A 25,015-nucleotide genomic window follows, 5' to 3' on the forward strand; every position below is an offset into this window, starting at 1 on the left:
AGATCGGGATTTTTTTGTGCACAGAAAACCCCCAGCTAGGCTGGGGGTTCCGGAAAGCTTTCAGCTTTGAGCCAGTTATTAAAACCCCTTTTGATTTGTTAAAACACCTTGCGGTCTGGCAACTGCAAGTGTCAAACAAGAAATCAAAAGGGGGTCCCAATGGGGGACGAAAAGAGCTTAGCGCACACCCGCTGGAACTGTAAATATCACATAGTTTTTGCGCCGAAATACCGAAGACTGGCGTTTTACGGAGAGAAGCGTAGGGCGATAGGCAGTATTTTGAGAAAGCTGTGTGAGTGGAAAAGCGTACGGATTCTGGAAGCAGAGTGCTGCGCAGATCATATCCATATGCTTGTGGAAATCCCACCCAAAATGAGCGTATCCGGCTTTATGGGATATCTGAAAGGGAAAAGCAGTCTGATGCTTTACGAGCAGTTTGGGGATTTGAAATTCAAATACAGAAACAGGGAGTTCTGGTGCCGAGGGTACTATGTCGATACGGTGGGTAAGAACACGGCGAAGATACAGGACTACATAAAGCACCAGCTTGAAGAGGATAAAATGGGGGAGCAGTTATCGATTCCATATCCGGGCAGCCCGTTTACGGGCCGTAAGTAACGAAGTTGAATGCAAATGTCAGATCGTATGCGCCTGTTAGGGCGCGGCTGGTAACAGAGCCTTACAGGCGCATTTGAAAAACCTCCGGCTATGCCGGAGGATATTTATTTGATGTAAGGTGATTGCGAAAACCCTCGCATCTTGGGAAACTGCGCCTAACCCTACATTTCATCCAGGTAACTTCTCATGGCTATCATCCCAAAAAATTATGCGCGGTTAGAAAGCGGCTATCGCGAAAAAGCATTAAAAATCTATCCGTGGGTGTGTGGACGCTGCTCCCGCGAGTTTGTCTATTCCAACCTGCGTGAACTTACCGTTCACCACATTGATCACGACCATACTAATAACCCGGAAGATGGCAGTAACTGGGAATTGTTGTGTCTGTATTGCCATGATCATGAGCATTCGAAATATACCGAAGCGGATCAGTATGGTACGACGGTTATCGCAGGGGAAGATGCGCAGAAAGATGTCGGTGAAGCGAAGTACAACCCATTCGCTGATTTAAAAGCAATGATGAATAAGAAGAAGTGATTAAAACGCAAAATTGCCTGATGCGCTACGCTTATCAGGCCTAAGTAATCTCAGCAATGTATTGAATTTACGTGCTTTTGTAGGCCGGATAAGGCGTTTACGCCGCATCCGGCATGAACAAAGCGCACGTTGTTAACAATCTGAAATGCCGGATACAAGATCCGGCATTTCATTCATCAGAAGTTGTAACCTACTACCAGGTAACCACCCCAGCCGGTAGAGCGAACGTTGAAGTTGCCGTTGCCGAAGTTCAGTTCTGCATCGTCGTTCCACTGACCACCGTCGTGCCAGTAACGAGCTACGACAGAGTAGTGCCAGTGATCGTAGTTCAGAGCCAGAATATGGCTGGAAGCGATGGAGTTATTGGTACGGGTCTTAATACCGTTGATTGCGTTACCGCTGTCATCCCCTAAATCGGAACCCCAGTCGAAGTTGGTGAAGCCGATGTAGCTCAGCTGACCACCCCACAGATCGGTAATCGGCACAAAGTATTTAATTTTGAAACGGTAACCGTCCCACTCGTTTTCATTCGCTGCGCCATAGTTCTGCCACTGGTATTTTGCATAGACGTTCATGGACAGGCTCATCGGCAGGCCAGTATCGATATCGGTACCCAGACCCATGTACCAGGTGCTCTGGCGACCATCTTTATTACGACCCATGTCGTAAATGTAGTTGTTCGCGAAGTACCACTCTTTGAACGGACCAAAGCTAAGGTCAGTATTGGTCAGCTTGTCGATGGAGAAACGTGGTTCGATTTCCATAAACAGCGGGGAACCGTGGTTCCAGATACCTTTTGCATCGGAGTTACCGCCGAAGAATACCGGCGCATCCGCATACCCATAGAAGTCGAACCAGTCTTTTTTAGCGAATGCTTCGTACTCAAGGTAGGTATCGTTGCGGATCTGCGGTCCGAAACGGGTGTGATAGCTTCCGACAACGTTAACGCTCTGGTGCCACCAGTCGGAAAGATACTGCGGTTTGTCGTTTTCAGCTGCGTTAACAGTAAAAGACGAAGAGAGCGCCAGTACCGCACCGGCTGCCAGTAATGTTTTTTTCATATGTATGCCACTGTTTGAAAATCCCTTGCGGGAGTGAAAAAGGCGCAAATTGCGTTTCTAAATATTTCGTATACAGAGGAGCCTATTATAAAAATCATTGCTCACAAAAATATGTTTCGTTTCACAGTTCTATCATTTACGTAATCGATTGCGTTCACGTTTACACACATTCGGGCGGGGATTGTACTGACTTTCACCCTTGTTGCAAACTTTTACTATCAATCTGGGTGATGTAAGCAGAGTAACAAAATGACGGGGAAAGATGTTGCGGGACGCACAAAACGCCCCGCGATACGTTTACTGCATAACAGGTTGAATGTCGTGGATACGTACAAAGCCTAACTGATCCACAGAAATCCCCTTTAACTGTAACGGAATATCAACATCGCTGGGGGCGAGGACGCTGGCAGGGGCGTTAATCAATTGATTCTGCACATTGATTTCCTGAAAATTGTCTATTGTTCCCTGAATTTGCCCATATTCAACAGTGCCACTGAATGCGGGCAAAGGATTGTTCGACTCGCCCTGAATCCGTAGCGTTAGGGTGGTGCCATCTGTATCAGGCGTAATATTCACCAGCGACATACGTAAAGTACCGATCTGGCTTTCCAGCCTTGCTGGTGTTTTCGCTCCCGGCAGAAGGTAAACCCCACTGCTGGATTTTGCATTCAGCTTGTTTTGCTGAGTGATTTTGACCGTTTCTTTATTGAGTTGTGTCATCTCCTGGTTCAGCGTGCTGACGCTGTGTTTCATCTGTCGCACTTCGCTTTGCTGCACACAGGCGCTAAGGCTGAACAGGCTTCCCAGCAGGAGCAGTCGAAAAACGTTTGTATTCATAGGTCGTCCCTTTCTCATCGCAATAAGCCTAATGGTAGAGGGTAAAAGCAGCGAAAGCATCGATCCTTTATCTCAAAAGCGTTGCGCCTTTGTTGTATCGTCAGTTCAGGGTAAAATAGATTTCTGTTAACCACCTGGTCAGGACGCCGTATGCATTGCCCATTCTGTTTCGCCGTGGACACTAAGGTAATTGACTCTCGTCTCGTGGGCGAGGGCTCATCCGTACGCCGCCGTCGGCAGTGTCTGGTGTGTAATGAACGTTTCACCACCTTTGAAGTGGCGGAGCTGGTTATGCCGCGTGTTGTAAAAAGCAACGACGTGCGTGAACCGTTTAATGAAGAGAAATTACGTAGCGGAATGCTGCGGGCGCTGGAAAAACGTCCGGTGAGTTCCGATGACGTCGAAATGGCAATCAATCATATTAAATCGCAGCTGCGCGCCACCGGTGAGCGTGAAGTGCCGAGCAAGATGATTGGCAATTTGGTGATGGAGCAATTGAAAAAGCTCGATAAAGTCGCCTATATCCGTTTTGCCTCTGTCTATCGCAGTTTCGAAGATATCAAAGAATTTGGCGAAGAGATCGCGCGCCTGGAGGACTAAGCCGTGCAGGACGAGTATTACATGGCGCGGGCGCTTAAGCTGGCGCAACGAGGACGTTTTACCACTCATCCCAACCCGAATGTCGGGTGCGTCATTGTAAAAGATGGCGAAATCGTCGGTGAAGGTTACCATCAGCGAGCGGGTGAACCGCATGCCGAGGTACACGCGTTGCGCATGGCTGGCGAAAAAGCCAAAGGTGCCACGGCGTATGTCACACTCGAACCTTGTAGTCATCATGGTCGTACGCCGCCATGTTGCGATGCGTTGATTGCTGCGGGTGTCACGCGCGTGGTTGCCGCGATGCAGGATCCTAACCCGCAGGTCGCTGGGCGTGGACTTTATCGTTTGCAACAGGCTGGCATTGACGTCAGCCACGGCCTGATGATGAGTGAAGCCGAGCAATTGAATAAAGGCTTTCTCAAGCGCATGCGCACCGGCTTCCCTTATATCCAGTTAAAACTTGGCGCGTCGCTTGATGGTCGCACGGCGATGGCGAGCGGTGAGAGCCAGTGGATCACGTCTCCTCAGGCGCGATGCGATGTACAACGTCTGCGTGCGCAAAGTCATGCCATTTTAACCAGCAGCGCAACAGTCATGGCGGACGATCCAGCCTTAACGGTGCGTTGGTCTGAACTGGATGAACAAACTCAGGCGCTCTATCCGCAACAAAATCTCCGCCAGCCAGTACGTATTGTGATTGATAGCCAAAATCGCGTGACGCCGGAACACCGTATTGTGCAGCAGTCTGGCGAAACCTGGTTCGCGCGTACGCAGGAAGATTCTCGCGAGTGGCCGGAAACGGTGCGAACCTTGCTGATTCCAGAGCATAAAGGTCACCTGGATCTGGTTGTATTGATGATGCAACTGGGTAAACAGCAGATTAATAGCATCTGGGTGGAAGCTGGGCCAACGCTCGCTGGCGCATTGCTACAGGCTGGTTTAGTTGATGAGCTGATTGTCTATATCGCACCTAAACTATTAGGCAACGACGCCCGTGGATTATGCACGCTGCCAGGACTTGAGAAATTAGCCGACGCCCCCCAATTTAAATTCAAAGAGATACGTCATGTAGGCCCGGATGTTTGCCTGCATTTAGTGGGTGCATGATCTCCCGGCTCGAAAGGGAAGCAGCGCACGAAATATTATGCTAAAATCCGCCCCCCTGCGGGGCCATACTCGAACCCGAAGGAAGAAAATGAACATTATTGAAGCTAACGTTGCTACCCCGGACGCTCGCGTCGCCATCACCATCGCGCGTTTCAACAACTTTATCAATGACAGCCTGCTGGAAGGTGCAATTGACGCACTGAAACGTATCGGTCAGGTAAAAGATGAAAACATTACCGTTGTTTGGGTGCCTGGTGCCTATGAGCTGCCGCTGGCGGCCGGTGCACTGGCTAAAACCGGTAAATACGACGCGGTGATTGCGCTGGGTACGGTTATTCGTGGTGGCACTGCCCACTTTGAATATGTCGCTGGTGGTGCAAGCAACGGCCTGGCGCATGTTGCCCAGGACAGCGAAATTCCGGTTGCTTTTGGTGTTCTGACCACTGAAAGCATTGAACAAGCGATCGAACGTGCTGGCACCAAAGCTGGCAACAAAGGTGCAGAAGCTGCACTGACCGCGCTTGAAATGATTAATGTATTGAAAGCCATCAAGGCCTGAAATTAGTAAGGGGAAATCCGTGAAACCTGCTGCTCGTCGCCGCGCTCGTGAGTGTGCCGTCCAGGCGCTCTACTCCTGGCAGTTGTCCCAGAACGACATCGCTGATGTTGAATACCAGTTCCTGGCTGAACAGGATGTAAAAGACGTTGACGTCCTGTACTTCCGTGAGCTGCTGGCCGGGGTGGCGACTAACACCGCATACCTCGACGGACTGATGAAGCCATACCTGTCCCGCCTGCTGGAAGAACTGGGCCAGGTAGAAAAAGCTGTACTGCGCATTGCGCTGTACGAGCTGTCTAAACGTAGCGATGTGCCATACAAAGTGGCCATTAACGAAGCGATCGAACTGGCAAAATCGTTCGGCGCAGAAGACAGCCATAAGTTCGTCAACGGCGTACTCGATAAAGCAGCACCTGTGATTCGCCCTAACAAAAAGTGATATCCAGGCCGGTAGATTCACGGAAGACCGTTCCGCGATCGCCGGCCTTTTCTTTTTTACCTGCTGAGGCATAACGTATGGCATGTGGCGAGTTCTCCCTGATTGCCCGTTATTTTGACCGTGTAAGAAGTTCTCGTCTTGATGTCGAACTGGGCATTGGCGACGATTGCGCACTTCTCAATATCCCCGAGAAACAGACCCTGGCGATCAGCACTGATACGCTGGTGGCGGGCAACCATTTCCTCCCTGATATCGATCCTGCGGATCTGGCATATAAAGCTCTGGCAGTGAATTTAAGCGATCTGGCCGCGATGGGCGCCGATCCGGCCTGGCTGACGCTGGCATTAACCTTACCGGACGTCGACGAAGCGTGGCTTGAGTCCTTCAGCGACAGTTTGTTTGATCTACTTAATTATTACGATATGCAACTCATTGGCGGCGATACCACACGTGGACCGCTATCGATGACGTTGGGTATCCACGGTTTTGTCCCGATGGGGCGAGCCTTAACGCGTTCTGGTGCGAAACCGGGGGACTGGATTTATGTGACCGGGACACCGGGCGATAGCGCCGCCGGGCTGGCGATTTTGCAAAATCGTTTGCAGGTTGCCGATGCTAAAGATGCGGACTACTTAATCAAACGTCATCTCCGTCCGTCGCCGCGTATTTTACAGGGGCAGGCGCTGCGCGATCTGGCAAATTCAGCCATCGATCTCTCTGACGGTCTGATTTCCGATCTCGGGCATATCGTGAAAGCCAGCGACTGCGGCGCACGAATTGACCTGGCATTGCTACCGTTTTCTGATGCGCTTTCTCGCCATGTTGAGCCGGAACAGGCGCTGCGCTGGGCGCTCTCTGGCGGTGAAGATTACGAGTTGTGTTTCACTGTGCCGGAACTGAACCGTGGCGCGCTGGATGTGGCTCTCGGACACCTGGGCGTACCGTTTACCTGTATCGGGCAGATGACTGCCGATATCGAAGGGCTTTGTTTTATTCGTGACGGCGAACCTGTCACATTTGACTGGAAAGGATATGACCATTTTGCCACGCCATAAAGATGTCGCGAAAAGTCGCCTTAAGCTGAGTAATCCGTGGCATCTGCTTGCTGTTGGATTTGGTAGTGGATTAAGCCCAATTGTTCCAGGCACGATGGGGTCGCTGGCGGCGATTCCGTTCTGGTATCTGATGACCTTTTTGCCCTGGCAGCTCTATTCGCTGGTAGTCATGCTGGGGATCTGTATCGGCGTCTATCTTTGTCATCAAACGGCGAAAGACATGGGCGTGCACGATCACGGCAGCATTGTCTGGGACGAATTTATTGGTATGTGGATCACGCTCATGGCGCTGCCGACCAATGACTGGCAGTGGGTTGCCGCCGGGTTTGTGATTTTCCGTATTCTGGATATGTGGAAACCGTGGCCGATCCGCTGGTTTGACCGCAATGTACATGGCGGCATGGGGATCATGATAGATGATATTGTCGCCGGGGTGATCTCCGCTGGCATCCTGTACTTTATCGGTCATCATTGGCCGCTGGGTATTCTTTGATGCCATTGACCGGGTGGTGTAGTCGATTCCAGACCACCCGGTTTGATTTATAAATGAACAGAGCCCCAATTTGGGGGCACTCTGTTAAAGTAAAATCCGACATCACCGAATATATTATGGGGAGATATTTCAAGGTGTAACTTTGTCACTCATAATTCAATGACACTGAAATATCGTCAGTCGACGAACTCATAATAATTGCTCATATTCTCTGACTGATGCCGAAAAGTATCATCAAAATTATGCTTAATTGTTTCATTAATAGTGTTGAATAATTTGTTAGAAAGATCATCTATTTTGTCTTGAATCTTTGATTTGATTTCATCTTGAATTTCACGGGTAACCAAAAGTTGATTTAATTGATCATCCATTTTGTATTTTGCAATTAATTGTGCACTCAAAGGTATTTTCTTTAAATAATCATTTTTTGTTATTTTATACTGGTCGGTGAAATCTTGTTTGGCTTGTGCTTCTATATATTTAAAAATTTCATTATACTTTTTCCTGCTTATTTTTCCTTCACGATTCATTGCGCGATTGAATATGTTTTTTAAATGCTGATTGTAGAAAATAAAATTATCGATATCTTGTATTATTTTAGTGGTTGCTAATTTTTCATCAAATTTTAATGACTCAGGGTTTTTATCTGATTCAATATAGTCAAGAATAATTTTTGCTAATGGGCTAATGTCTTTTTCTTCTGTTGATTCTGCGTCTGCTTCTGCTTTTAATATTGGGTTAAAAAGGTCGGTACGGTAAAGTTTCGTGCCTTTCATCATGACGATGTCAGGAAGAATAGTGTTTGAAAGATTAGCCTCGCTAAAGTCCACATTTTGGCAATCACTTTCTGATAAATCTGCCCAATTGAAAGTGGTTTTAACACAGGAGCAGTTAGTTAGAATCATCCCTTTCGTTTCATTCCCATGTGTTTTTTGATAAGTTAACCTTTGCATTATTTGATCGCCTTCTGGATATTGCATCTCAGGTTCTTTACCATATATCACCGCATTATCAAGAATTGCGCCAGTGCAATTCATATTTGTTAGATCGCATTTCATAAATCTACAACTGTTAAAATTAGCTTTTGTACAATTCGCCTTTGTAAAATTGACGTCATCAAAATAAGTATGTTCGAAGTTGACATTGGAGAAGATACAGTTTTCCATATTCATATTGGAAATATTACTGTGTCCTAAATATAGGCCGCTGAAATCGACAACTCCATTATTATCCTTATCTAATTTGATAGAATACATATTTACTACCTCGTTCATAACAGAGATAGTTCCAGTGACTACCAAACTATTTTGGTTATCAGAAAATATAATCTCATGCTTGAACGTAGTGTTGTATGGCTCTGGAAATGTAGAGGCTATTTTCTTCCAGAAACAACAAAGCGTGGTCTGCCTCTGTTTGGGCGAGAGGAGATTAAAATCCAGATTTAAATATGAGTCTAAATCTGAGTTTGCATCTATATTAAAGTTGGGATCCGGTTCTATACGTTCATTTCCAATACTTAATGTATTCATGTATTTATTAATTGATTTAAATGCCTTTTGTTTATCAGTGTATAGAAAAAAATCACAAATTATGTCCCATAGTTTTTCAATAAAATTTTTATTGTAATCTCTTTTCGTTGATTTTATTAAATCTTCAACCGGTACATCAGAAAACCGGATAGGTTGGCTGGAAATGGTTTTCATCATGATTGTAATCCTCTTACATTGACTAAATAAGACAGTTTTAGGGGATATTACCTGGAGAAACTATCAAAAATCGCTCAAAGGGATGAAGATGATGAATAGCTGCAAACTCATTCACCAAGAATTTCTCTTGCAGAGGTGGATTATGGTTACAGAAGATGATGGGAGGTACGTTGTCCCCATCATCGCAGACGATGGGGAATTCAGCAGATAAAATGGGTGAAAAGCGAAATTTACTTAAATCCTACGACCGGATGCGGTTTATACGGCGTTTCCAGTTCAGCAATCTGTTCCGGCTTCAAGGTGATATCCACCGCGTTCAGCAATTCATCAAGTTGTTCTTCCCGCGATGTACCGATAATCGGTGCGGCAATGCCAGGTTTGCTCAACAACCAGGCCAGCGCGACTTGTGCTCGCGTTGCCCCCAGTTCTTCACTGACGCCCGTTAAGCGTTCTGCAATCTGCGCGTCATTTTCATCGCTTTCTTGGTAGAGATTTTTCCCCACTTCATCCGACACCAGCCGCGCGGTGGTTTCTCCCCACGGACGCGTCAGACGTCCCCGCGCCAGCGGACTCCACGGAATCACCGCCACGCCTTCCTGATAACACAGCGGCAGCATCTCTCGTTCTTCTTCGCGATAAATCAGATTGTAGTGATCCTGCATACTGACAAACTGCGCCCAGCCGTGCTGTTTTTGCAGTTCCAGCGCCTGAGCAAACTGCGAGGCGTGCATGGATGACGCGCCGATATAACGCGCTTTCCCGGCTTTTACCACGTCGTTCAGGGCTTCCAGCGTCTCTTCGATCGGCGTGTTGTAATCCCAGCGATGAATTTGCAGGATATCGACATAATCCATGCCGAGACGTCGCAAGCTGTCGTCAATAGAGCGCAAAATTTGCGCACGGGATAATCCTTCCGGCAAATCACCAACGCGATGGAACACTTTAGTTGCAACGACCACGTCTTCACGACGGGCAAAGTCCCGCAGTGCACGACCGACGATCTCTTCGCTGCTGCCGTCAGAATAACTATTGGCGGTATCAAAGAAATTTATGCCGCCTTCCAGCGCGCGTTTAATGATGGGACGGCTGCTCTCTTCGGGCAGTGTCCATGCGTGATTACCGCGATCCGGCTCACCAAAGGTCATACAGCCGAGGCAAAGTCGGGAAATGCGAAGGTCGGTTTTTCCTAAGGGGTTGTATTGCATGCTGCCACTCCTGCCATACTCGTCATACTTCAAGTTGCATGTGCTGCGGCTGCATTCGTTCACCCCAGTCACTTACTTATGTAAGCTCCTGGGGCTTCACTCGTTTGCCGCCTTCCTGCAACTCGAATTATTTAGAGTCTATGAATAATTTCTTAAGCATAGCAGGAGTGGAGTAGGGATTATGCCAGCCAGGCTTTGATTTTGGCTTCCATACCGGCGGCATCGAGGCCGAGTTCGGCGCGCATTTCTTCCTGCGTTCCTTGTGGAATAAAGAAGTCCGGCAGGCCAATATTCAGCACGGGTACTGGTTTACGATGGGCCATCAGCACTTCGTTAACGCCGCTGCCTGCGCCGCCCATAATGGCGTTTTCTTCAATGGTGATCAGTGCCTCGTGGCTGGCGGCCATTTCCAGAATTAACGCTTCATCAAGCGGCTTCACAAAACGCATATCGACCAGCGTAGCGTTCAGCGATTCTGCGACTTTAGCTGCTTCCGGCATCAGCGTACCAAAGTTGAGGATCGCCAGTTTCTCGCCACGACGCTTCACAATGCCTTTGCCAATTGGCAGTTTTTCCAGTGGCGTCAGTTCAACGCCAACGGCGTTGCCGCGCGGATAGCGCACCGCTGATGGGCCATCGTTATAGTGATAGCCGGTATAGAGCATCTGGCGACATTCGTTTTCATCGCTCGGGGTCATAATGACCATTTCCGGAATGCAGCGCAGGTATGAGAGATCAAAAGCGCCCTGGTGGGTTTGACCGTCAGCACCAACAATGCCCGCGCGGTCGATGGCGAACAGGACCGGGAGCTTTTGAATCGCCACGTCATGCAGCACCTGATCATAGGCGCGTTGCAGGAAAGTGGAGTAGATCGCGACAATGGGTTTGTAGCCACCAATCGCCAGACCCGCAGCAAAGGTCACTGCGTGTTGCTCGGCGATTGCCACGTCGAAGTAGCGATCCGGGAATTTACGTGAAAACTCGACCATGCCAGAACCTTCGCGCATCGCCGGGGTAATCGCCATCAGCTTGTTGTCTTTTGCTGCGGTTTCGCACAACCAGTCGCCAAAAATTTTTGAATAGCTTGGCAGGCCGCCGCTGCTTTTCGGCAGGCAACCGCTGGAGGGGTCAAATTTAGGTACGGCGTGGAAGGTGATTGGATCTTTTTCTGCCGGTTCGTAACCACGACCTTTTTTGGTCATGATATGCAGGAACTGCGGGCCTTTCAGGTCGCGCATGTTCTTAAGCGTGGTGATAAGCCCCAGCACATCGTGACCGTCAACCGGGCCGATGTAGTTAAAGCCCAGCTCTTCAAACAGCGTGCCTGGTACTACCATGCCTTTAATATGTTCTTCGGTACGTTTGAGCAGCTCTTTAATGGGCGGAACGCCGGAGAATACTTTTTTCCCGCCTTCGCGCAGTGAAGAGTAAAGCTTACCGGAAAGCAGCTGCGCCAGATGGTTGTTGAGCGCGCCAACATTTTCGGAAATCGACATTTCATTATCGTTGAGAACCACCAGCATATCGGGACGGATATCGCCCGCGTGGTTCATCGCTTCAAACGCCATGCCTGCGGTAATCGCGCCATCGCCAATGACACAGACGGTGCGGCGATTTTTGCCTTCTTTCTCGGCAGCAACCGCAATACCAATTCCGGCACTGATAGAGGTTGATGAATGCCCGACGCTTAACACGTCATATTCACTTTCGCCGCGCCACGGGAACGGGTGCAGGCCGCCTTTTTGACGGATGGTGCCTATTTTGTCGCGGCGTCCGGTCAAAATTTTATGCGGATAAGCCTGATGCCCCACATCCCAAATCAATTGGTCAAACGGGGTGTTATAGACGTAGTGCAGCGCTACGGTCAGCTCGACCGTGCCCAGCCCGGAGGCGAAGTGCCCGCTGGAACGGCTCACGCTGTCGAGTAAATAGCGGCGCAGTTCGTCGCAGAGTTTCGGTAAACTCTCTTTTGGCAACAGTCGTAACTCCTGGGTGGAGTCGACCAGTGCCAGGGTCGGGTATTTGGCAATATCAAAACTCATCAGGGGCCTATTAATACTTATTGTTTATTTATTACGCTGGATGATGTAGTCCGCTAGCGCTTCCAGTGCCGAGGTATCGAGTGACTGTTCAGCCAGTTGTTTTAGCGACTGGCGGGCATCGTCGATCAGATCCTGGGCTTTCTTCCGGGCTTGCTCAAGACCCAGAAGTGCAGGGTAGGTACTTTTACCAAGTTGCTGGTCGGCACCCTGGCGTTTACCCAACGTTGCAGTATCTCCCACCACATCCAGGATGTCATCCTGAACCTGGAAGGCAAGGCCGATGCTCTCTGCGTATTTGTCGAGAATTGGCAGAGCACGACGTCCTTTATCTCCGGCGCTTAATGCACCAAGACGAACGGCGGCGCGAATTAATGCGCCGGTTTTATGGCGATGAATACGCTCGAGTGCGTCCAGAGGTACGAGTTTGCCTTCCGCATCTAAATCTAATGCCTGACCACCGCACATTCCGCCAATACCGCTGGCGCTCGCCAGTTCAGAAATCATCGAAATTCTGTCGCGATCCGACACTTCCGGCATATCGGCATCACTTAAAATCGAGAACGCCAGCGTTTGTAAAGCGTCGCCAGCGAGAATCGCGTTTGCTTCGCCAAACTTCACATGGCAGGTCGGCAAACCGCGACGCAGATCGTCATCATCCATTGCCGGTAAATCATCATGAATTAATGAATACGCGTGGATACACTCCACGGCGGCAGCGGGTGCGTCCAGCGTGTTTGTGCTAACGCCGAACATATGGCCGGTGGCATAAACCAGGAACGGTCGCAGGCGCTTACCACCTAATAATGCGCCATACTGCATGGTTTCGACCACGGGAGTGTTCTGAAAGGGCAGTGGGGCAATAAAACGGCTCAGCGCCTGGTTGGCCTGCTTAACGCAGGCTTCGAGTTGCTGCGGAAAGTCCATTACTCATTGTCCGGTGTAAAAGGAGTTAAAGAGGCGTCTTCATTGTCAGACAGCAGAATTTGTACGCGCTGTTCGGCTTGTTGTAATTTGGCCTGCCCCTGACGTGCCAGCTGCACGCCACGTTCGAACTCGTTCAGCGCCTCTTCCAGCGGCAGGTCGCCACTTTCCAGACGGGTTACAATCTGTTCCAGCTCGCTCAGCGCCTTTTCAAAGCTGGCGGGCGCCTCATTTTTCTTCGGCATAATGAATGTCTGACTCTCAATATTTTTCGCCCCGTCATGGTAACGGACTCAGGGCAAATAGCAAATAACGCGCAATGGTAAGGTGATGTGCGCAGCAAAGCGATGTTAGTGGTATACTTCCGCGCCTGGATGCAGCCGCAGGTGTGGGCTGCTGTATTTTTCCCTATACAAGTCGCTTAAGACTTGCCAACGAACCATTGCCGCCATGAAGTTTATCATTAAATTGTTCCCGGAAATCACCATCAAAAGCCAATCTGTGCGCTTGCGCTTTATAAAAATCCTTACCGGGAACATTCGTAACGTTTTAAAGCACTATGATGAGACGCTCGCTGTCGTCCGCCACTGGGATAACATCGAAGTTCGCGCAAAAGATGAAAACCAGCGTCTGGCTATTCGCGACGCCCTGACCCGTATTCCGGGTATCCACCATATTCTCGAAGTCGAAGACGTGCCGTTTACCGACATGCACGATATTTTCGAGAAAGCGTTGGTTCAGTATCGCGAGCAGCTGGAAGGTAAAACCTTCTGCGTACGCGTGAAGCGCCGTGGTAAGCATGAGTTTAGCTCGATTGATGTGGAACGTTACGTCGGCGGCGGTTTAAATCAGCATATTGAATCCGCGCGCGTGAAGCTGACCAATCCGGATGTGACTGTCCATCTGGAAGTTGAAGACGATCGTCTCCTGCTGATCAAAGGCCGCTACGAAGGCATTGGCGGTTTCCCAATCGGCACCCAGGAAGATGTACTGTCGCTTATTTCCGGTGGTTTCGACTCCGGTGTTTCCAGTTATATGTTAATGCGTCGCGGCTGCCGCGTGCATTACTGCTTCTTTAATCTCGGCGGCGCGGCGCATGAAATTGGTGTTCGTCAGGTGGCGCATTATCTGTGGAACCGTTTTGGTAGCTCCCACCGCGTGCGTTTTGTCGCCATTAACTTTGAGCCGGTCGTCGGTGAAATTCTCGAGAAAATCGACGACGGTCAGATGGGCGTAATCCTCAAACGTATGATGGTGCGTGCCGCGTCTAAAGTGGCTGAACGTTACGGCGTACAGGCGCTCGTCACCGGCGAAGCGCTGGGACAGGTGTCCAGCCAGACGCTAACCAACCTGCGCCTGATTGATAACGTCTCCGATACGCTGATCCTGCGTCCGCTGATCTCTTACGACAAAGAGCACATCATCAACCTGGCTCGCCAGATTGGCACCGAAGATTTTGCCCGCACCATGCCGGAATACTGCGGTGTTATCTCCAAAAGCCCGACGGTGAAAGCGGTTAAATCGAAGATTGAAGCGGAAGAAGAGAAGTTCGACTTCAGCATTCTCGATAAAGTGGTTGAGGAAGCGAATAACGTTGATATCCGCGAAATCGCTCAGCAGACCGAGCAGGAAGTGGTGGAAGTGGAAACCGTCAACGGCTTCGGCCCGAACGACGTGATCCTCGATATCCGTTCTGTTGATGAACAAGAAGATAAGCCGCTGAGAGTTGAAGGTATCGACGTGGTTTCTCTGCCGTTCTATAAACTGAGCACCAAATTTGGCGATCTCGACCAGAACAAAACCTGGCTGTTGTGGTGTGAGCGCGGGGTGATGAGCCGCCTGCAGGCGCTCTATCTACGCGAGCAGGGCTTTAACAATGTGAAGGTGTATCGTCCGTAATTTGTGGTTTTTACGTCGCATCTGGTCAGATGCGACGTTTGCCGCATCCGACACTACTCGTAATAATTATAAATCCCTGCCGCCATCACCAGTTGTGATGCCACCTCATGGGCCTTCTCACGCCCAACCAGCAGATCGATAATTTTCAGACCAAAGTCGATAGCGGTACCTGGCCCCTGACTGGTCAGCAATTTTACCCGAGCATCCCAGACGACGCGCTTGTCCTGCCATTGTTCAGCGGGAATTTTGTCTTTCAACGTCGGGAAGCCGGTCATATTGCCAATCGGGAAGATATCATGAGGCACCAGCACGGTGGCTGGTGCGGCGCAAATAGCCGCGACGATACGCCCGGAACGGTGGAACTGTTTCACGGTTTCAACCAGCAGGGTGCTATCACGAAAACACTCCGCGCCTTTAATGCCACCAGGCAGCACGATCACGTCATATTCGCCATCAGCTACTTCGACCAGCGGCGCATCCGCCAGCAGCTTCACGCCGCGTGAGCAGGTAATTGCCAGGTTACCATCGCTGGCGACGCTGGCAGTGGTGACGTTGATACCGCCGCGAACCAGCAGATCGATAGTGGTGACGGCTTCAGTCTCTTCACTACCAGGGGCGAGGCAAACCAGTGCCGATGCGCTCATATTCACTCTCCTTTCTTTTTACCATTTCAAACAGGCGGGTGTTTTCCGGTACGGCAATCCCATGCGCGCGAGCGCGGCGTAAGAGAAAACCAGTGATATAGTCGATTTCGGTGTGGCGCAGCGCGCGGATATCCTGCAACATCGACGAAATGTTTTCCGCCGTTGCATCAATCACCTGCATAACATAATCACGCAAATCTTCCGCTGAAGTATGATGCCCTTCGCGTTCGATCACCGCCGCGACTTCTTCGCATATCTGCATAATGTCTTGCGGATGATGTCGTAATTCACCATTCGGGCAATTCCAGATGGCGGTCAGTGGATTAATCACACAGTTGACTGCCAGCTTGCGCCACAGCTCGGCGCGAATATTGTTATGCCACGCGACGTCAGGTAACACGGTTTGCAAAATATCCGCCAGATAACTGTAATCGCCGTCCTGTTGCCGTGCCGGGCCAATATGCGTAATACCATTTGCCACATGAATAATGACATTGCCGTCGCGGCGGGCGGCATGAGTGGTGGTGCCCATCAGTAACGGCTGCTGAATGTTTTGCAACTCTTCGATGGTGCCCATGCCGTTGTGAATTAACAGTATTGGCGTGGTTACAGGCAGTGTGGACGCGAGGCTTTTGACGGCATCGGAAACCTGCCATGCTTTCAGCGTCACCAGGAGCAGATCGCTGGTGGCGAGAAAATCGGGATCGTTGGCGGTCAGCGATTCGTTAAATATCGAACCATCTGTCTCAACCAGATTCACACTACAATAAGGTTGCGGTACGCGCAGCCAGCCCTGAACCTCGTGACCCTGTTTACAAAGTGCTGTAAGCCATAATTGCCCTAAGGCACCGCATCCCAATACGGTAATTTTCATTGTTCCTCCTCACCCGCAACCACTCCGGGTGTTCAATAAGGCTATCCCTTAATTGTGCATGCTGTTGCGACTATGCACAATTAAGGGATACGTCCTGGTGCAGGACTGTCGGTTATTTAACTTTGCAGGTATTATGCTTCGCATCAAAAATGAAGGGAGAGGAAAAGATGCCATCTTTCGATATTGTCTCTGAAGTTGATCTTCAGGAAGCACGAAACGCGGTCGATAACGCGAGCCGCGAAGTGGAGTCCCGTTTTGACTTCCGTAACGTTGAAGCCTCATTTGAGCTGAACGACGCCAGCAAAACCATCAAAGTGTTGAGCGAGTCCGACTTCCAGGTCAATCAGTTGCTGGATATTCTGCGTGCCAAGCTGCTGAAGCGCGGCATTGAAGGCAGTTCGCTGGATGTACCGGAAAATATCGTTCATAGCGGTAAAACCTGGTTTGTGGAAGCGAAACTGAAACAGGGCATTGAAAGCGCGACCCAGAAGAAAATCGTCAAGATGATCAAAGACAGCAAACTGAAAGTGCAGGCGCAAATTCAGGGCGATGAGATCCGTGTGACGGGCAAATCTCGTGATGATTTGCAGGCTGTCATGGCGATGGTACGTGGTGGCGATCTGGGTCAGCCGTTCCAGTTCAAAAACTTCCGCGATTAATCGCGACAACCTGCGCTTTGTTCATGTCAGATGCGGCATGAACGCCTGATTCGGCCTACAAAGATTTGTCACTCAGGAACTTTGTAGGCCTGATATGCGTAGCGCAACAGGCAATTCGCCTCGTTTTTTATGCCTGACGAATTGCCTGTTCAACCTCAAAGCGATTCGTCACTTTGCTGTCGATTTTCACATAAGCTGAATGTTCTTCTTCTGCAATCAACACTTCTTTGACACCCGCAGTTTCCATCAAACGCACTTTTAACGTCTCGTTTGCGGCAATGTCCGATGGGATTTCAATGCGCAAACTGCTGACATACGGCGGTTCTTTCATGGTACTGGCGACAGCCAGCCACACAGCGGCCAGCATTGCGCCAGCGAGAAATACGCCCTGACCGTCAAACATGCCGTCAATCCAGCCACCCAGCGAACCGCCAATGGCCACGCCAAGAAACTGGCTGGTGGAGTAAACGCCCATCGCCGTACCTTTGTAACCGGCTGGCGACTCTTTACTGACAAGCGAGGGGAGGAGGGCTTCCATCAAATTAAACGCCACAAAGAAAAGCTGCACGCCGACCACCAGTTGCCAGAACTGCGTTTGTGCGTTCCACAACACAATTTCCGCAACCACGATCAGCCCGACGCAGAAGACAAAGACTTGCTTCATTTTGCGCTTAACTTCCGCGTAGATAATGAAAGGCACAACCGAGCCAAAGGCGATTAACATCGTCGCCAGATAGACCTTCCAGTGCTCAGCCGCCGGGAACCCCGCATCAGCCAACTGTCCGGGCAGGGCAACAAACGTCGACATCAGCAGCATGTGCAGACACATAATGCCGAAGTTGAGTTTCAGCAGTCGCGGTTCTGCCAGCACTTTGCTGAAACTGCCTTTCACCATTCCGGACTCACGATTAAGTACGTGCGTGCTGCTGTTGGGCACAACCCAAATGGTCAACGCAATACCGGTCGTTGCCAGAATAGCGATCATCCAGAATAGCGCGTGCAGTCCAAGTTTGTGAGTGATGATAGGGCCAAGTACCATCGCAATGGCGAAGGTAATGCCAAAACTCACGCCGATAAACGCCATCGCTTTGGTGCGGTTTTGTTCGCGCGTGAGATCAGAAAGTAGCGCCATAACGGCAGCGGCAATCGCTCCAGAACCTTGTAACGCCCGGCCCAGAATAATTCCCCAGATAGAGTCGGAAAGCGCAGCGATAACGCTACCGGCGGCAAACACCGCCAGCCCGCCGACAATTAATGGTTTGCGACCAATGCGGTCGGAAAGCAGGCCAAACGGAATCTGAAAAACGGCCTGAGTCAGGCCATAAATACCAATGGCAATACCGATTAATGCTTCACTGGCACCTTGCAGTGCCATACCGTACGTAGTTAGAACCGGCAGTACCATAAACATGCCCAGCATGCGCAATGAAAATACGGTCCCTAAACCCCAGGTCGCGCGCCGCTCACCTGGCGTCATTTTATAATCGTTCATTACCACCTCTTAAAAAATTGCCCACATAGTGTAGTGCGGAGCGCATGTTGGGTAAACAGAGTGTTAATGAGTAAATATTACATAAGAGCGTGATTTTTACGTCAGGCATGCGCTTCTCTCGTATTCTTGCCATTAATACTTTGTGCGTTAAATATAACAAATGAAAAGCTCGCCTGATTTTATCCTGCCACGAATGATATTATTTTCGGATTTGTTGATGAGTGTGTTATTTTTTATTAAAGGATGGTGTTATTTTATCGCAATAAATAGAGGTGTTGGAGGTGCTGGTTATTCTGCTTCAGCTTAAATGTTTACTTATTACCTGAGGTTGTTATGGCTGTGTATTTATTCATGAAGTGGATGTTTGGTGGTTAGGTATATTGAAAAATATAGTGATGGATGCATAAAGGTTATTTATGTTAAATAAAAAGAGTTTATTGGCTATTTTATTAATTGCCTCACAAGGTTCACTGGCAAGCGAGAAAGCGCATGAATTGTATGACAGCATATACAGTGAAAAGCCTGCCCCCGATGTGATAAGGACACTGTATAAAATGGCTGAGTCGGGGGATGTCGACGCGCAAAGCCTGTTAGGCTGGGAATATTATCAGCCCCGCTACGATACCAAACCCAACGTTCAGGAAGCCATTAAATGGTTCGAGTTAGCCGCTAAACAAGGTGATGAAGAAGCTCCGTTAGCGCTGGGGAATATCTACTACGAAGGTGAACAGGTGCGAGTGGATTACGCCAAAGCGTATACGTTATTTAATCAGGCTACGCAACGCGGTGTGAATTTAGCATGGTCCAGGTTGGGCATGATGTACGCCAATGGTCAGTATGTCGAGGTGGATTGTAGTAAAGCGAAAGAATATCTTGATAAGGGTGTTCACATTTATGCTGGTCCGGAAGACTTTATGGCCGCCTGTCGAAAAGATATGATTGACAGAAAAACGGTTGACGATACGTTACCGGTGATCACGATTACCCGTTCTGGAATGCGGGATAATTTTTTAGATAAAGGTTTTTCCTGCATGGATAGCCTCTTTGCCAAAACCAATAAATTAGGCGAAGTGGCCAATCTTCGTGTTACGTACAACATCAAGAGTCCGTCAGGTAAGGAAACTATTCAAACGGTCGGCTTTGCACCTTTCGGCTTAAACTGACTGGATATTAACTTTACAGATTACCGGCTTGATTCATTTACCAGTAATTCGTTGCTTATTCTTTATAAACCGGAATTTGAACGAAAATCTTGTGCAGCTATAAGGACCACGATCGTTGCCGCAACGGCAACCATTAAAGGCAAGGATGTGGACCTGATGAAAGCGGGGGCAATTGAACAAAAGTGGTAACGCTGCTCAGTCTCCGGCTGAGGCAAAACTTGCCATGGCCGGAGGCGATAATAATCTAAGCCGCGAGAATATGCTGAATCGCTAAAAACATCGGTACAGCACCGAAAACATTGGGCCTCGCTGAAAGCTGAACAAAGCCGAGACGAGTATAAAAGTTAATGGCGGCAGGGTCAGCATCAAGATAAACCCCTTTAATTGGTAATGCCCGGTGAATTATTTTTACATGTTCAAAAAAATCACATAGTAGGTCCTGACCAAAGCCCCGCTTTTGATATTTCCGCGCTACCCCTAACATGACTAATCTGACAACACCAATCTCTGAAGGTTGTGAACCCTGAAGGACGCCAGAAACGCGTTGTTTTTCCAGCGAATATGCCGTAAAAGTACAGATGCCAATCAGTTCACCACTTTGTCTGTCAATAAGTGCTTTAGCAGCACAGTCGCTATTACGCACACTTTTCTTTAGCGATGCGCGTACAAATTTATCGATAACAGGTTTACCGCAATCAAACTGTTTTTGCCCAGGATAAGTAATATCAGACTGATAATTACAGGAGAGGACTATGGGCAGAGTAATCTCTTCATGCTTGTCGACCATCGCTGTTTTTCCTTTTCATTAACGCCTTGAGGGCGAGCGTCGGTTGAGCAGGTTCAGCGATGAGTTGGTTCATCAGTTCCCAGCTTTGATTCGAAAGCTCACGGCGACGTTGGTTATCAAGCACACTTTCGGCGCGTTCCATAGCTGCGCTCAAAATAAAAGCGCTTAAATCTACCCCAACGGCTTGCGCAGCTTCACGAAGTTTGTTTTTGGCGTCGGGACTGGTTTTGAGTTCAACCCGCGCATTTTTCAGCGTTTTATCGATATCGGGTAGAGCGACTGTTTTTCCAGGCATTATGACCTCTTTGATTAACTGAATGAAATCGTAGGGAGTCGATCTCATGCATAATACGGCTATCAACCGTATGATTAATTTATGTGCATATACTCACTCTGTCAAGAGATACGGTTATTAGCCGTATCTCTGTTCTCAGACAATAAAAAAGGTGCCGTAGCACCTTTTTTATAGAGAGGTTGTGTTACCACACAGCAGCCAGCAGCGTATGCGAGTCCGGCACCATAAAATCAACGGACATCATTACCGAGAGGGCAGTGATGGCGATGATCGAGAAGCCGAATAGCTTGCGCGCCCAGATTCTGTCATCAGCAACTTTATAACCGCGCAGGGCCATACCTAACCACCAGACGCTAACCGCCGCGGCGACCACCAGATATTTATACCCAGCGTAACCGCCAAGAGAGAGCATCAGCGTGGCAACGGCAAAGGCGATGATATACAGCGTAATGTGGTTTTTCGCTACCGAAATGCCTTTCACCACTGGCAGCACCGGAATGTTTGCCGCCTGATAATCCTTAAAGCGGAAAATGGCGATGGCATAAGAGTGAGGCATCTGCCACAGGCTGAAGATAGCCAGCAGGATCGCTGCGCCGCTATCGAACTCGCCTGTCACTGCACAGTAGCCAATCACCGGCGGCGCTGCGCCGGAGAGCGAACCAATCAACGTGCCGTAGACCGAGTGGCGTTTCATGTACAGGCTGTAGACGCCGACATAAACCACAAAGCCCATCACCCCCAGCCAGCAGGCCAGCGGATTCGCGCCAAACCACAGCAGCATAAAGCCAGCAATACCCAGCAAGGTGGCGTACACCAGCGAGACAGCAGGAGAGATCAGGCCCTTAACCAGCACCCGATTCTTCGTCCTTTCCATCTTTCTGTCGATATCCCTGTCGATGTAGTTGTTAAACACACAACCCGACGCCACAACCAGTGACACCCCAACCAGCGTGTAGATAAACAGGGGATAATCAATGCTGCCCTTTGAGGCCAGCAGGAATCCCCCAATCACCGAGATCAGGTTGCCAAAGATGATGCCTGGTTTCGTTACTTGCAGGTATTGCTTAAACATCATAACCGCCGCTCTTAGTGCATCATCATGTTGTAGTTGAGGTTCCACATAATCCAGATGGAGCCTACAACCAGGATAGCGATGATTAGCACGGTGAAGACAAACGCCGTCATGTTCCAGCCTTCATCTGATTTGGTATTCATGTGCAGGAAGCACACCAGATGCACCAGAACCTGTACCACTGCCATTGCCAGGATTGTTCCCAGAATTACGGCCGGAGAGGCAGCCCCTGTCATCACCATCCAGAACGGAATCACCGTCAGAATGATCGACAGGATAAAACCTGTCATGTAGGTTTTTACGCTGCCATGGGACGCGCCGCTGTGATCGGTAGAATGACTCATTACATCGCCCCCATCAGATAAACAACAGTGAACACACAGATCCAAACCACATCCAGGAAGTGCCAGAACAGGCTCAGACACATGATGCGGGTACGGTTAGTGCTGGTCAGGCCGCGACGGGCGATTTGCACCATCAGCACCGCCATCCAGATAAGACCGGAAGTGACGTGAAGACCGTGCGTGCCGACCAGCGCAAAGAACGCTGACAGGAAGCCGCTGCGATCCGGGCCCATGCCGTTAACAATCAGGTGATGGAATTCATAGATTTCCATCCCGATAAATCCGGCACCAAATAACCAGGTCAACGCCAGCCAGGAGATAACCTGGCTTTTGTTGTTTTTGTACATGGCGATAGCCGCCATGCCGTAGGTGATGGAGCTGAACAACAGCAAGAAAGTTTCAACCAGAACGAACGGCAGTTCGAAAATGTCCTTACCTGTCGGGCCACCTGCGGTGCCGTTCACCAGAACGGCATAGGTAGCAAACAAGATAGAGAACAGAATGCAGTCGCTCATCAGGTAGATCCAAAATCCGAAGATTTTGTTTCCGCCTGCATCGTGGTGCCCGTGTTCGTGCGCGTGGGCAGTCGCGTGCGTCAAAGTATCAGTTGCCATTTTTCAGCCCTGCCTTAGTAATCTCATCGAAATGCTGGTTTTCCAGTTTTTCGATTTCTGCCACCGGCACGTAGTAATCCACGTCCTCGTCGAAGCTTTTCACGATCCAGGTGATGATCATGCCTGCGAAGCCAACAATCGCCAGCCACCAGATATGCCAAATCATGGCGAAACCGAAGATGGTGGAGAAAGCCGCAATGACGATACCGGCGCCGCTGTTTTTCGGCATATGAATTTCTTCATAGTGGTCTGGCTTTTTGTACGCTTCGCCTTTCTCTTTCATTTCCCAGAATGCATCACGCTCGTGAACGTGCGGCACAACGGCAAAGTTATAGAACGGAGGCGGGGAAGAGGTTGCCCACTCCAGCGTACGGCCACCCCACGGGTCGCCGGTCAGGTCACGGTTCTGGTCGCGGTCGCGAATAGAAACGTACATCTGAATAACGAGGCAGAGAATACCCAGCGCAATCAGTACTGCACCGCTGGCGGCAATCATCAGCATGGTGTGGAACTGCGGGTCAATCTGCTGGCTCAAGCGACGGGTCATACCCATGAAGCCCAGCGCATACAGCGGCATAAAGGCAACGAAGAAGCCGATGATCCAGAACCAGAACGCGCGTTTACCCCAGGTTTCGTTCAGTTTGAAACCGAACGCTTTAGGCCACCAGTAGGTCATCCCTGCGAAGCAGCCGAACACCACGCCGCCGATGATCACGTTATGGAAGTGCGCAATCAGGAACAGGCTGTTATGCAGAACGAAGTCTGCGCCCGGTACTGCCAGCAGCACGCCTGTCATACCGCCCACCGAGAAGGTGACGATAAAACCGATGGTCCACAGCATCGCAGAATGGAACACGATGCGGCCCTGATACATGGTGAACAGCCAGTTGAAGATCTTCACCCCGGTCGGGATGGCGATAATCATGGTGGTGATACCAAAGAAGGCGTTTACGTTCGCGCCCGCACCCATCGTAAAGAAGTGGTGCAGCCAAACGATGAACGACAGCACGGTGATACAGACGGTTGCCCATACCAGCGAGGTATAACCAAACAGACGTTTACGCGAGAAGGTTGCTGCAATTTCGGAGAACACACCGAAAACAGGCAGGATCAGGATGTAAACTTCCGGGTGGCCCCAGGCCCAAATCAGGTTGATGTACATCATCATGTTGCCACCCATATCGTTGGTAAAGAAATGGGTGCCCAGATAGCGATCCAGGGTCAACAACGCGACGGTAACCGTCAGAATTGGGAAGGAAGCAATAATCAGTACGTTCGCGCACAGAGATGCCCAGGTAAATACTGGCATCTTGAACATGGTCATGCCCGGTGCGCGCATCTTCAGAATGGTAACGAAGAAGTTGATACCGGTAAGCGTCGTACCTATACCGGATAGCTGGAGACTCCATATCCAGTAATCGACACCGACTCCCGGACTGTACTCTATTCCCGATAGCGGTGGATACGCCAGCCAGCCGGTCTGCGCAAATTCGCCCACGCCGAGAGAAACGTTTACCAGAATCACACCAACAACGGTAAACCAGAAGCTTAAGTTGTTGAGGAACGGGAACGCAACATCACGCGCGCCGATCTGCAGCGGAACCACTAGGTTCATCAGACCGATAACGAAAGGCATCGCCACGAAGAAGATCATAATCACGCCGTGCGCGGTGAAGATCTGATCGTAGTGGTGAGGTGGCAGGAAGCCCGCTTCGCCCGCAGAGGCAAGGGCCTGCTGGCTACGCATCATAATGGCGTCAGCAAAACCACGCAGCAACATCACAATCGCCACGATGATATACATGATACCGAGGCGTTTATGGTCAACGGAGGTCAGCCACTCTTTCCACAGGTAGGTCCACTTACCGAAGTAAGTGATCAGGCCAACGAGCGCCAGACCTCCCAAAATAATGCCAGCGATCGTAACCATGACGATAGGTTCATGGAACGGGACTGCATCAAGTGATAATTTTCCGAACATCTTTATTCTTCCTC

At 49.7% G+C, this 25,015-nt stretch carries 26 protein-coding genes and 1 pseudogene; 11 read left to right on the forward strand and 16 right to left on the reverse strand.

What is annotated here, in order from left to right:
- The first annotated feature begins 159 nt into the window (after positions 1 to 159).
- Both tnpA and yajD read left to right on the forward strand, forming a co-directional pair.
- On the forward strand, positions 160 to 618 hold the full coding sequence (gene tnpA, locus QUE34_RS02495) for an IS200/IS605 family transposase (protein WP_000502112.1): 459 nt from the start codon (positions 160 to 162) through the stop codon (positions 616 to 618).
- 186 nt (positions 619 to 804) lie between these two features.
- On the forward strand, positions 805 to 1,152 hold the full coding sequence (yajD, locus tag QUE34_RS02500; protein ID WP_000974813.1) for an HNH nuclease YajD: 348 nt from the start codon (positions 805 to 807) through the stop codon (positions 1,150 to 1,152).
- A gap of 176 nt (positions 1,153 to 1,328) precedes the next feature.
- On the opposite strand, the gene tsx is transcribed toward yajD, so the two are convergent.
- Both tsx and QUE34_RS02510 read right to left on the reverse strand, forming a co-directional pair.
- Positions 1,329 to 2,213 carry a nucleoside-specific channel-forming protein Tsx gene (tsx, locus tag QUE34_RS02505; RefSeq protein WP_001295328.1) on the reverse strand — a complete coding sequence of 295 codons (885 nt, stop codon included), beginning with the start codon at positions 2,211 to 2,213 and terminating at the stop codon, positions 1,329 to 1,331.
- Positions 2,214 to 2,510: 297 nt separating this feature from the next.
- Entirely contained in the window at positions 2,511 to 3,050 is a 540-nt protein-coding gene (locus tag QUE34_RS02510; protein WP_032183465.1) for a SadB/YajI family lipoprotein, read from the reverse strand.
- A 150-nt stretch (positions 3,051 to 3,200) separates the two neighbouring features.
- Here QUE34_RS02510 and nrdR point away from each other — a divergent pair, with 150 nt between their 5' ends.
- The 6 genes from nrdR (at position 3,201) to pgpA (ending at position 7,303) form a co-directional block, all read left to right on the forward strand.
- Positions 3,201 to 3,650: a transcriptional regulator NrdR gene (gene nrdR, locus QUE34_RS02515; RefSeq protein ID WP_000543535.1), complete on the forward strand. Its 450-nt coding sequence runs from the start codon at positions 3,201 to 3,203 to the stop codon at positions 3,648 to 3,650.
- Positions 3,651 to 3,653: 3 nt separating this feature from the next.
- Positions 3,654 to 4,757: a bifunctional diaminohydroxyphosphoribosylaminopyrimidine deaminase/5-amino-6-(5-phosphoribosylamino)uracil reductase RibD gene (ribD, locus tag QUE34_RS02520; protein ID WP_032302567.1), complete on the forward strand. Its 1,104-nt coding sequence runs from the start codon at positions 3,654 to 3,656 to the stop codon at positions 4,755 to 4,757.
- 88 nt (positions 4,758 to 4,845) lie between these two features.
- Complete coding sequence (gene ribH / locus QUE34_RS02525) at positions 4,846 to 5,316, forward strand: 6,7-dimethyl-8-ribityllumazine synthase (protein ID WP_001021161.1); 471 nt, start codon at positions 4,846 to 4,848, stop codon at positions 5,314 to 5,316.
- Positions 5,317 to 5,335: 19 nt separating this feature from the next.
- On the forward strand, positions 5,336 to 5,755 hold the full coding sequence (nusB, locus tag QUE34_RS02530) for a transcription antitermination factor NusB (RefSeq protein WP_000801125.1): 420 nt from the start codon (positions 5,336 to 5,338) through the stop codon (positions 5,753 to 5,755).
- Between the two features lie 77 nt (positions 5,756 to 5,832).
- The gene (gene thiL / locus QUE34_RS02535) at positions 5,833 to 6,810 is read left to right on the forward strand and encodes a thiamine-phosphate kinase (protein ID WP_000742107.1); all 978 of its coding nucleotides are present in this window, start codon (positions 5,833 to 5,835) and stop codon (positions 6,808 to 6,810) included.
- Positions 6,788 to 7,303, forward strand: coding sequence for a phosphatidylglycerophosphatase A (gene pgpA, locus QUE34_RS02540; protein WP_032302568.1), 516 nt, complete (start codon positions 6,788 to 6,790; stop codon positions 7,301 to 7,303). Before thiL ends, pgpA begins: the two co-directional genes overlap by 23 nt.
- A 176-nt stretch (positions 7,304 to 7,479) precedes the next feature.
- Here pgpA and QUE34_RS02545 read toward each other — a convergent pair whose 3' ends face one another.
- From QUE34_RS02545 to xseB, 5 genes are all read right to left on the reverse strand, one after another.
- Positions 7,480 to 9,009, reverse strand: coding sequence for a pentapeptide repeat-containing protein (locus QUE34_RS02545; RefSeq protein ID WP_032302569.1), 1,530 nt, complete (start codon positions 9,007 to 9,009; stop codon positions 7,480 to 7,482).
- Positions 9,010 to 9,239: 230 nt separating this feature from the next.
- Positions 9,240 to 10,214 carry a 1-deoxyxylulose-5-phosphate synthase YajO gene (gene yajO, locus QUE34_RS02550; protein ID WP_001199777.1) on the reverse strand — a complete coding sequence of 325 codons (975 nt, stop codon included), beginning with the start codon at positions 10,212 to 10,214 and terminating at the stop codon, positions 9,240 to 9,242.
- 179 nt (positions 10,215 to 10,393) lie between these two features.
- The gene (dxs, locus tag QUE34_RS02555; protein ID WP_000006812.1) at positions 10,394 to 12,256 is read right to left on the reverse strand and encodes a 1-deoxy-D-xylulose-5-phosphate synthase; all 1,863 of its coding nucleotides are present in this window, start codon (positions 12,254 to 12,256) and stop codon (positions 10,394 to 10,396) included.
- 24 nt (positions 12,257 to 12,280) lie between these two features.
- The gene (ispA, locus tag QUE34_RS02560) at positions 12,281 to 13,180 is read right to left on the reverse strand and encodes a (2E,6E)-farnesyl diphosphate synthase (RefSeq protein WP_032302571.1); all 900 of its coding nucleotides are present in this window, start codon (positions 13,178 to 13,180) and stop codon (positions 12,281 to 12,283) included.
- Positions 13,180 to 13,422 (reverse strand): exodeoxyribonuclease VII small subunit, encoded by a 243-nt coding sequence (gene xseB / locus QUE34_RS02565; RefSeq protein ID WP_001124935.1) that lies wholly within the window; start codon positions 13,420 to 13,422, stop codon positions 13,180 to 13,182. Before xseB ends, ispA begins: the two co-directional genes overlap by 1 nt.
- 205 nt (positions 13,423 to 13,627) lie before the next feature.
- Here xseB and thiI point away from each other — a divergent pair, with 205 nt between their 5' ends.
- Complete coding sequence (gene thiI / locus QUE34_RS02570; protein ID WP_032302572.1) at positions 13,628 to 15,076, forward strand: tRNA uracil 4-sulfurtransferase ThiI; 1,449 nt, start codon at positions 13,628 to 13,630, stop codon at positions 15,074 to 15,076.
- Positions 15,077 to 15,129: 53 nt separating this feature from the next.
- Here the strand turns inward: thiI and yajL are convergent, their stop codons facing one another.
- Both yajL and panE read right to left on the reverse strand, forming a co-directional pair.
- Positions 15,130 to 15,720, reverse strand: a complete 591-nt coding sequence (gene yajL, locus QUE34_RS02575) for a protein deglycase YajL (RefSeq protein ID WP_001276329.1) — start codon at positions 15,718 to 15,720, stop codon at positions 15,130 to 15,132.
- Complete coding sequence (gene panE / locus QUE34_RS02580) at positions 15,683 to 16,594, reverse strand: 2-dehydropantoate 2-reductase (RefSeq protein ID WP_000705864.1); 912 nt, start codon at positions 16,592 to 16,594, stop codon at positions 15,683 to 15,685. The genes yajL and panE overlap by 38 nt, the downstream gene beginning before the upstream one ends.
- A 167-nt stretch (positions 16,595 to 16,761) precedes the next feature.
- Between panE and yajQ the strand changes: the two genes are divergently transcribed.
- Positions 16,762 to 17,253 carry a nucleotide binding protein YajQ gene (yajQ, locus tag QUE34_RS02585; protein ID WP_001138904.1) on the forward strand — a complete coding sequence of 164 codons (492 nt, stop codon included), beginning with the start codon at positions 16,762 to 16,764 and terminating at the stop codon, positions 17,251 to 17,253.
- A gap of 127 nt (positions 17,254 to 17,380) precedes the next feature.
- On the opposite strand, the gene QUE34_RS02590 is transcribed toward yajQ, so the two are convergent.
- Complete coding sequence (locus tag QUE34_RS02590; RefSeq protein ID WP_032302573.1) at positions 17,381 to 18,745, reverse strand: MFS transporter; 1,365 nt, start codon at positions 18,743 to 18,745, stop codon at positions 17,381 to 17,383.
- A 416-nt stretch (positions 18,746 to 19,161) separates the two neighbouring features.
- Between QUE34_RS02590 and QUE34_RS02595 the strand changes: the two are divergent.
- Positions 19,162 to 20,097, forward strand: a pseudogene (locus tag QUE34_RS02595) (tetratricopeptide repeat protein).
- A gap of 55 nt (positions 20,098 to 20,152) precedes the next feature.
- Here QUE34_RS02595 and QUE34_RS02600 read toward each other — a convergent pair.
- The 6 genes from QUE34_RS02600 to cyoB form a co-directional block, all read right to left on the reverse strand.
- Positions 20,153 to 20,695, reverse strand: a complete 543-nt coding sequence (locus QUE34_RS02600) for a GNAT family N-acetyltransferase (RefSeq protein ID WP_105268434.1) — start codon at positions 20,693 to 20,695, stop codon at positions 20,153 to 20,155.
- On the reverse strand, positions 20,679 to 20,990 hold the full coding sequence (locus QUE34_RS02605; RefSeq protein ID WP_001353405.1) for a type II toxin-antitoxin system TacA family antitoxin: 312 nt from the start codon (positions 20,988 to 20,990) through the stop codon (positions 20,679 to 20,681). The genes QUE34_RS02600 and QUE34_RS02605 overlap by 17 nt, the downstream gene beginning before the upstream one ends.
- A gap of 184 nt (positions 20,991 to 21,174) precedes the next feature.
- Entirely contained in the window at positions 21,175 to 22,065 is an 891-nt protein-coding gene (gene cyoE / locus QUE34_RS02610; protein ID WP_000971336.1) for a heme o synthase, read from the reverse strand.
- A gap of 11 nt (positions 22,066 to 22,076) precedes the next feature.
- Positions 22,077 to 22,406, reverse strand: a complete 330-nt coding sequence (locus QUE34_RS02615) for a cytochrome o ubiquinol oxidase subunit IV (protein ID WP_000019869.1) — start codon at positions 22,404 to 22,406, stop codon at positions 22,077 to 22,079.
- Complete coding sequence (locus QUE34_RS02620; RefSeq protein ID WP_000179807.1) at positions 22,406 to 23,020, reverse strand: cytochrome o ubiquinol oxidase subunit III; 615 nt, start codon at positions 23,018 to 23,020, stop codon at positions 22,406 to 22,408. Before QUE34_RS02620 ends, QUE34_RS02615 begins: the two co-directional genes overlap by 1 nt.
- Positions 23,010 to 25,001 (reverse strand): cytochrome o ubiquinol oxidase subunit I, encoded by a 1,992-nt coding sequence (gene cyoB / locus QUE34_RS02625; protein WP_000467180.1) that lies wholly within the window; start codon positions 24,999 to 25,001, stop codon positions 23,010 to 23,012. The genes QUE34_RS02620 and cyoB overlap by 11 nt, the downstream gene beginning before the upstream one ends.
- Positions 25,002 to 25,015: the final 14 nt, after the last annotated feature.

This window comes from Escherichia sp. KS167_9B (assembly GCF_030295215.1).
GTDB classification, from domain to species: domain Bacteria; phylum Pseudomonadota; class Gammaproteobacteria; order Enterobacterales; family Enterobacteriaceae; genus Escherichia; species Escherichia coli_F.

Coding starts and splice junctions, on each gene's coding strand:
- thiL (WP_000742107.1), top strand. CDS start 5,833: ATGGCATGTGGCGAGTTCTCCCTGATTGCCCGTTATTTTGACCGTGTA.
- QUE34_RS02510 (WP_032183465.1), bottom strand. CDS start 3,050: ATGAATACAAACGTTTTTCGACTGCTCCTGCTGGGAAGCCTGTTCAGC.
- yajD (WP_000974813.1), top strand. CDS start 805: ATGGCTATCATCCCAAAAAATTATGCGCGGTTAGAAAGCGGCTATCGC.
- QUE34_RS02620 (WP_000179807.1), bottom strand. CDS start 23,020: ATGGCAACTGATACTTTGACGCACGCGACTGCCCACGCGCACGAACAC.
- pgpA (WP_032302568.1), top strand. CDS start 6,788: ATGACCATTTTGCCACGCCATAAAGATGTCGCGAAAAGTCGCCTTAAG.
- panE (WP_000705864.1), bottom strand. CDS start 16,594: ATGAAAATTACCGTATTGGGATGCGGTGCCTTAGGGCAATTATGGCTT.
- QUE34_RS02605 (WP_001353405.1), bottom strand. CDS start 20,990: ATGCCTGGAAAAACAGTCGCTCTACCCGATATCGATAAAACGCTGAAA.
- thiI (WP_032302572.1), top strand. CDS start 13,628: ATGAAGTTTATCATTAAATTGTTCCCGGAAATCACCATCAAAAGCCAA.
- yajQ (WP_001138904.1), top strand. CDS start 16,762: ATGCCATCTTTCGATATTGTCTCTGAAGTTGATCTTCAGGAAGCACGA.
- yajL (WP_001276329.1), bottom strand. CDS start 15,720: ATGAGCGCATCGGCACTGGTTTGCCTCGCCCCTGGTAGTGAAGAGACT.
- tnpA (WP_000502112.1), top strand. CDS start 160: ATGGGGGACGAAAAGAGCTTAGCGCACACCCGCTGGAACTGTAAATAT.
- tsx (WP_001295328.1), bottom strand. CDS start 2,213: ATGAAAAAAACATTACTGGCAGCCGGTGCGGTACTGGCGCTCTCTTCG.
- ispA (WP_032302571.1), bottom strand. CDS start 13,180: ATGGACTTTCCGCAGCAACTCGAAGCCTGCGTTAAGCAGGCCAACCAG.
- QUE34_RS02545 (WP_032302569.1), bottom strand. CDS start 9,009: ATGATGAAAACCATTTCCAGCCAACCTATCCGGTTTTCTGATGTACCG.
- nrdR (WP_000543535.1), top strand. CDS start 3,201: ATGCATTGCCCATTCTGTTTCGCCGTGGACACTAAGGTAATTGACTCT.
- dxs (WP_000006812.1), bottom strand. CDS start 12,256: ATGAGTTTTGATATTGCCAAATACCCGACCCTGGCACTGGTCGACTCC.
- QUE34_RS02590 (WP_032302573.1), bottom strand. CDS start 18,745: ATGAACGATTATAAAATGACGCCAGGTGAGCGGCGCGCGACCTGGGGT.
- QUE34_RS02615 (WP_000019869.1), bottom strand. CDS start 22,406: ATGAGTCATTCTACCGATCACAGCGGCGCGTCCCATGGCAGCGTAAAA.
- ribH (WP_001021161.1), top strand. CDS start 4,846: ATGAACATTATTGAAGCTAACGTTGCTACCCCGGACGCTCGCGTCGCC.
- QUE34_RS02600 (WP_105268434.1), bottom strand. CDS start 20,695: ATGGTCGACAAGCATGAAGAGATTACTCTGCCCATAGTCCTCTCCTGT.
- cyoE (WP_000971336.1), bottom strand. CDS start 22,065: ATGATGTTTAAGCAATACCTGCAAGTAACGAAACCAGGCATCATCTTT.
- yajO (WP_001199777.1), bottom strand. CDS start 10,214: ATGCAATACAACCCCTTAGGAAAAACCGACCTTCGCATTTCCCGACTT.
- xseB (WP_001124935.1), bottom strand. CDS start 13,422: ATGCCGAAGAAAAATGAGGCGCCCGCCAGCTTTGAAAAGGCGCTGAGC.
- cyoB (WP_000467180.1), bottom strand. CDS start 25,001: ATGTTCGGAAAATTATCACTTGATGCAGTCCCGTTCCATGAACCTATC.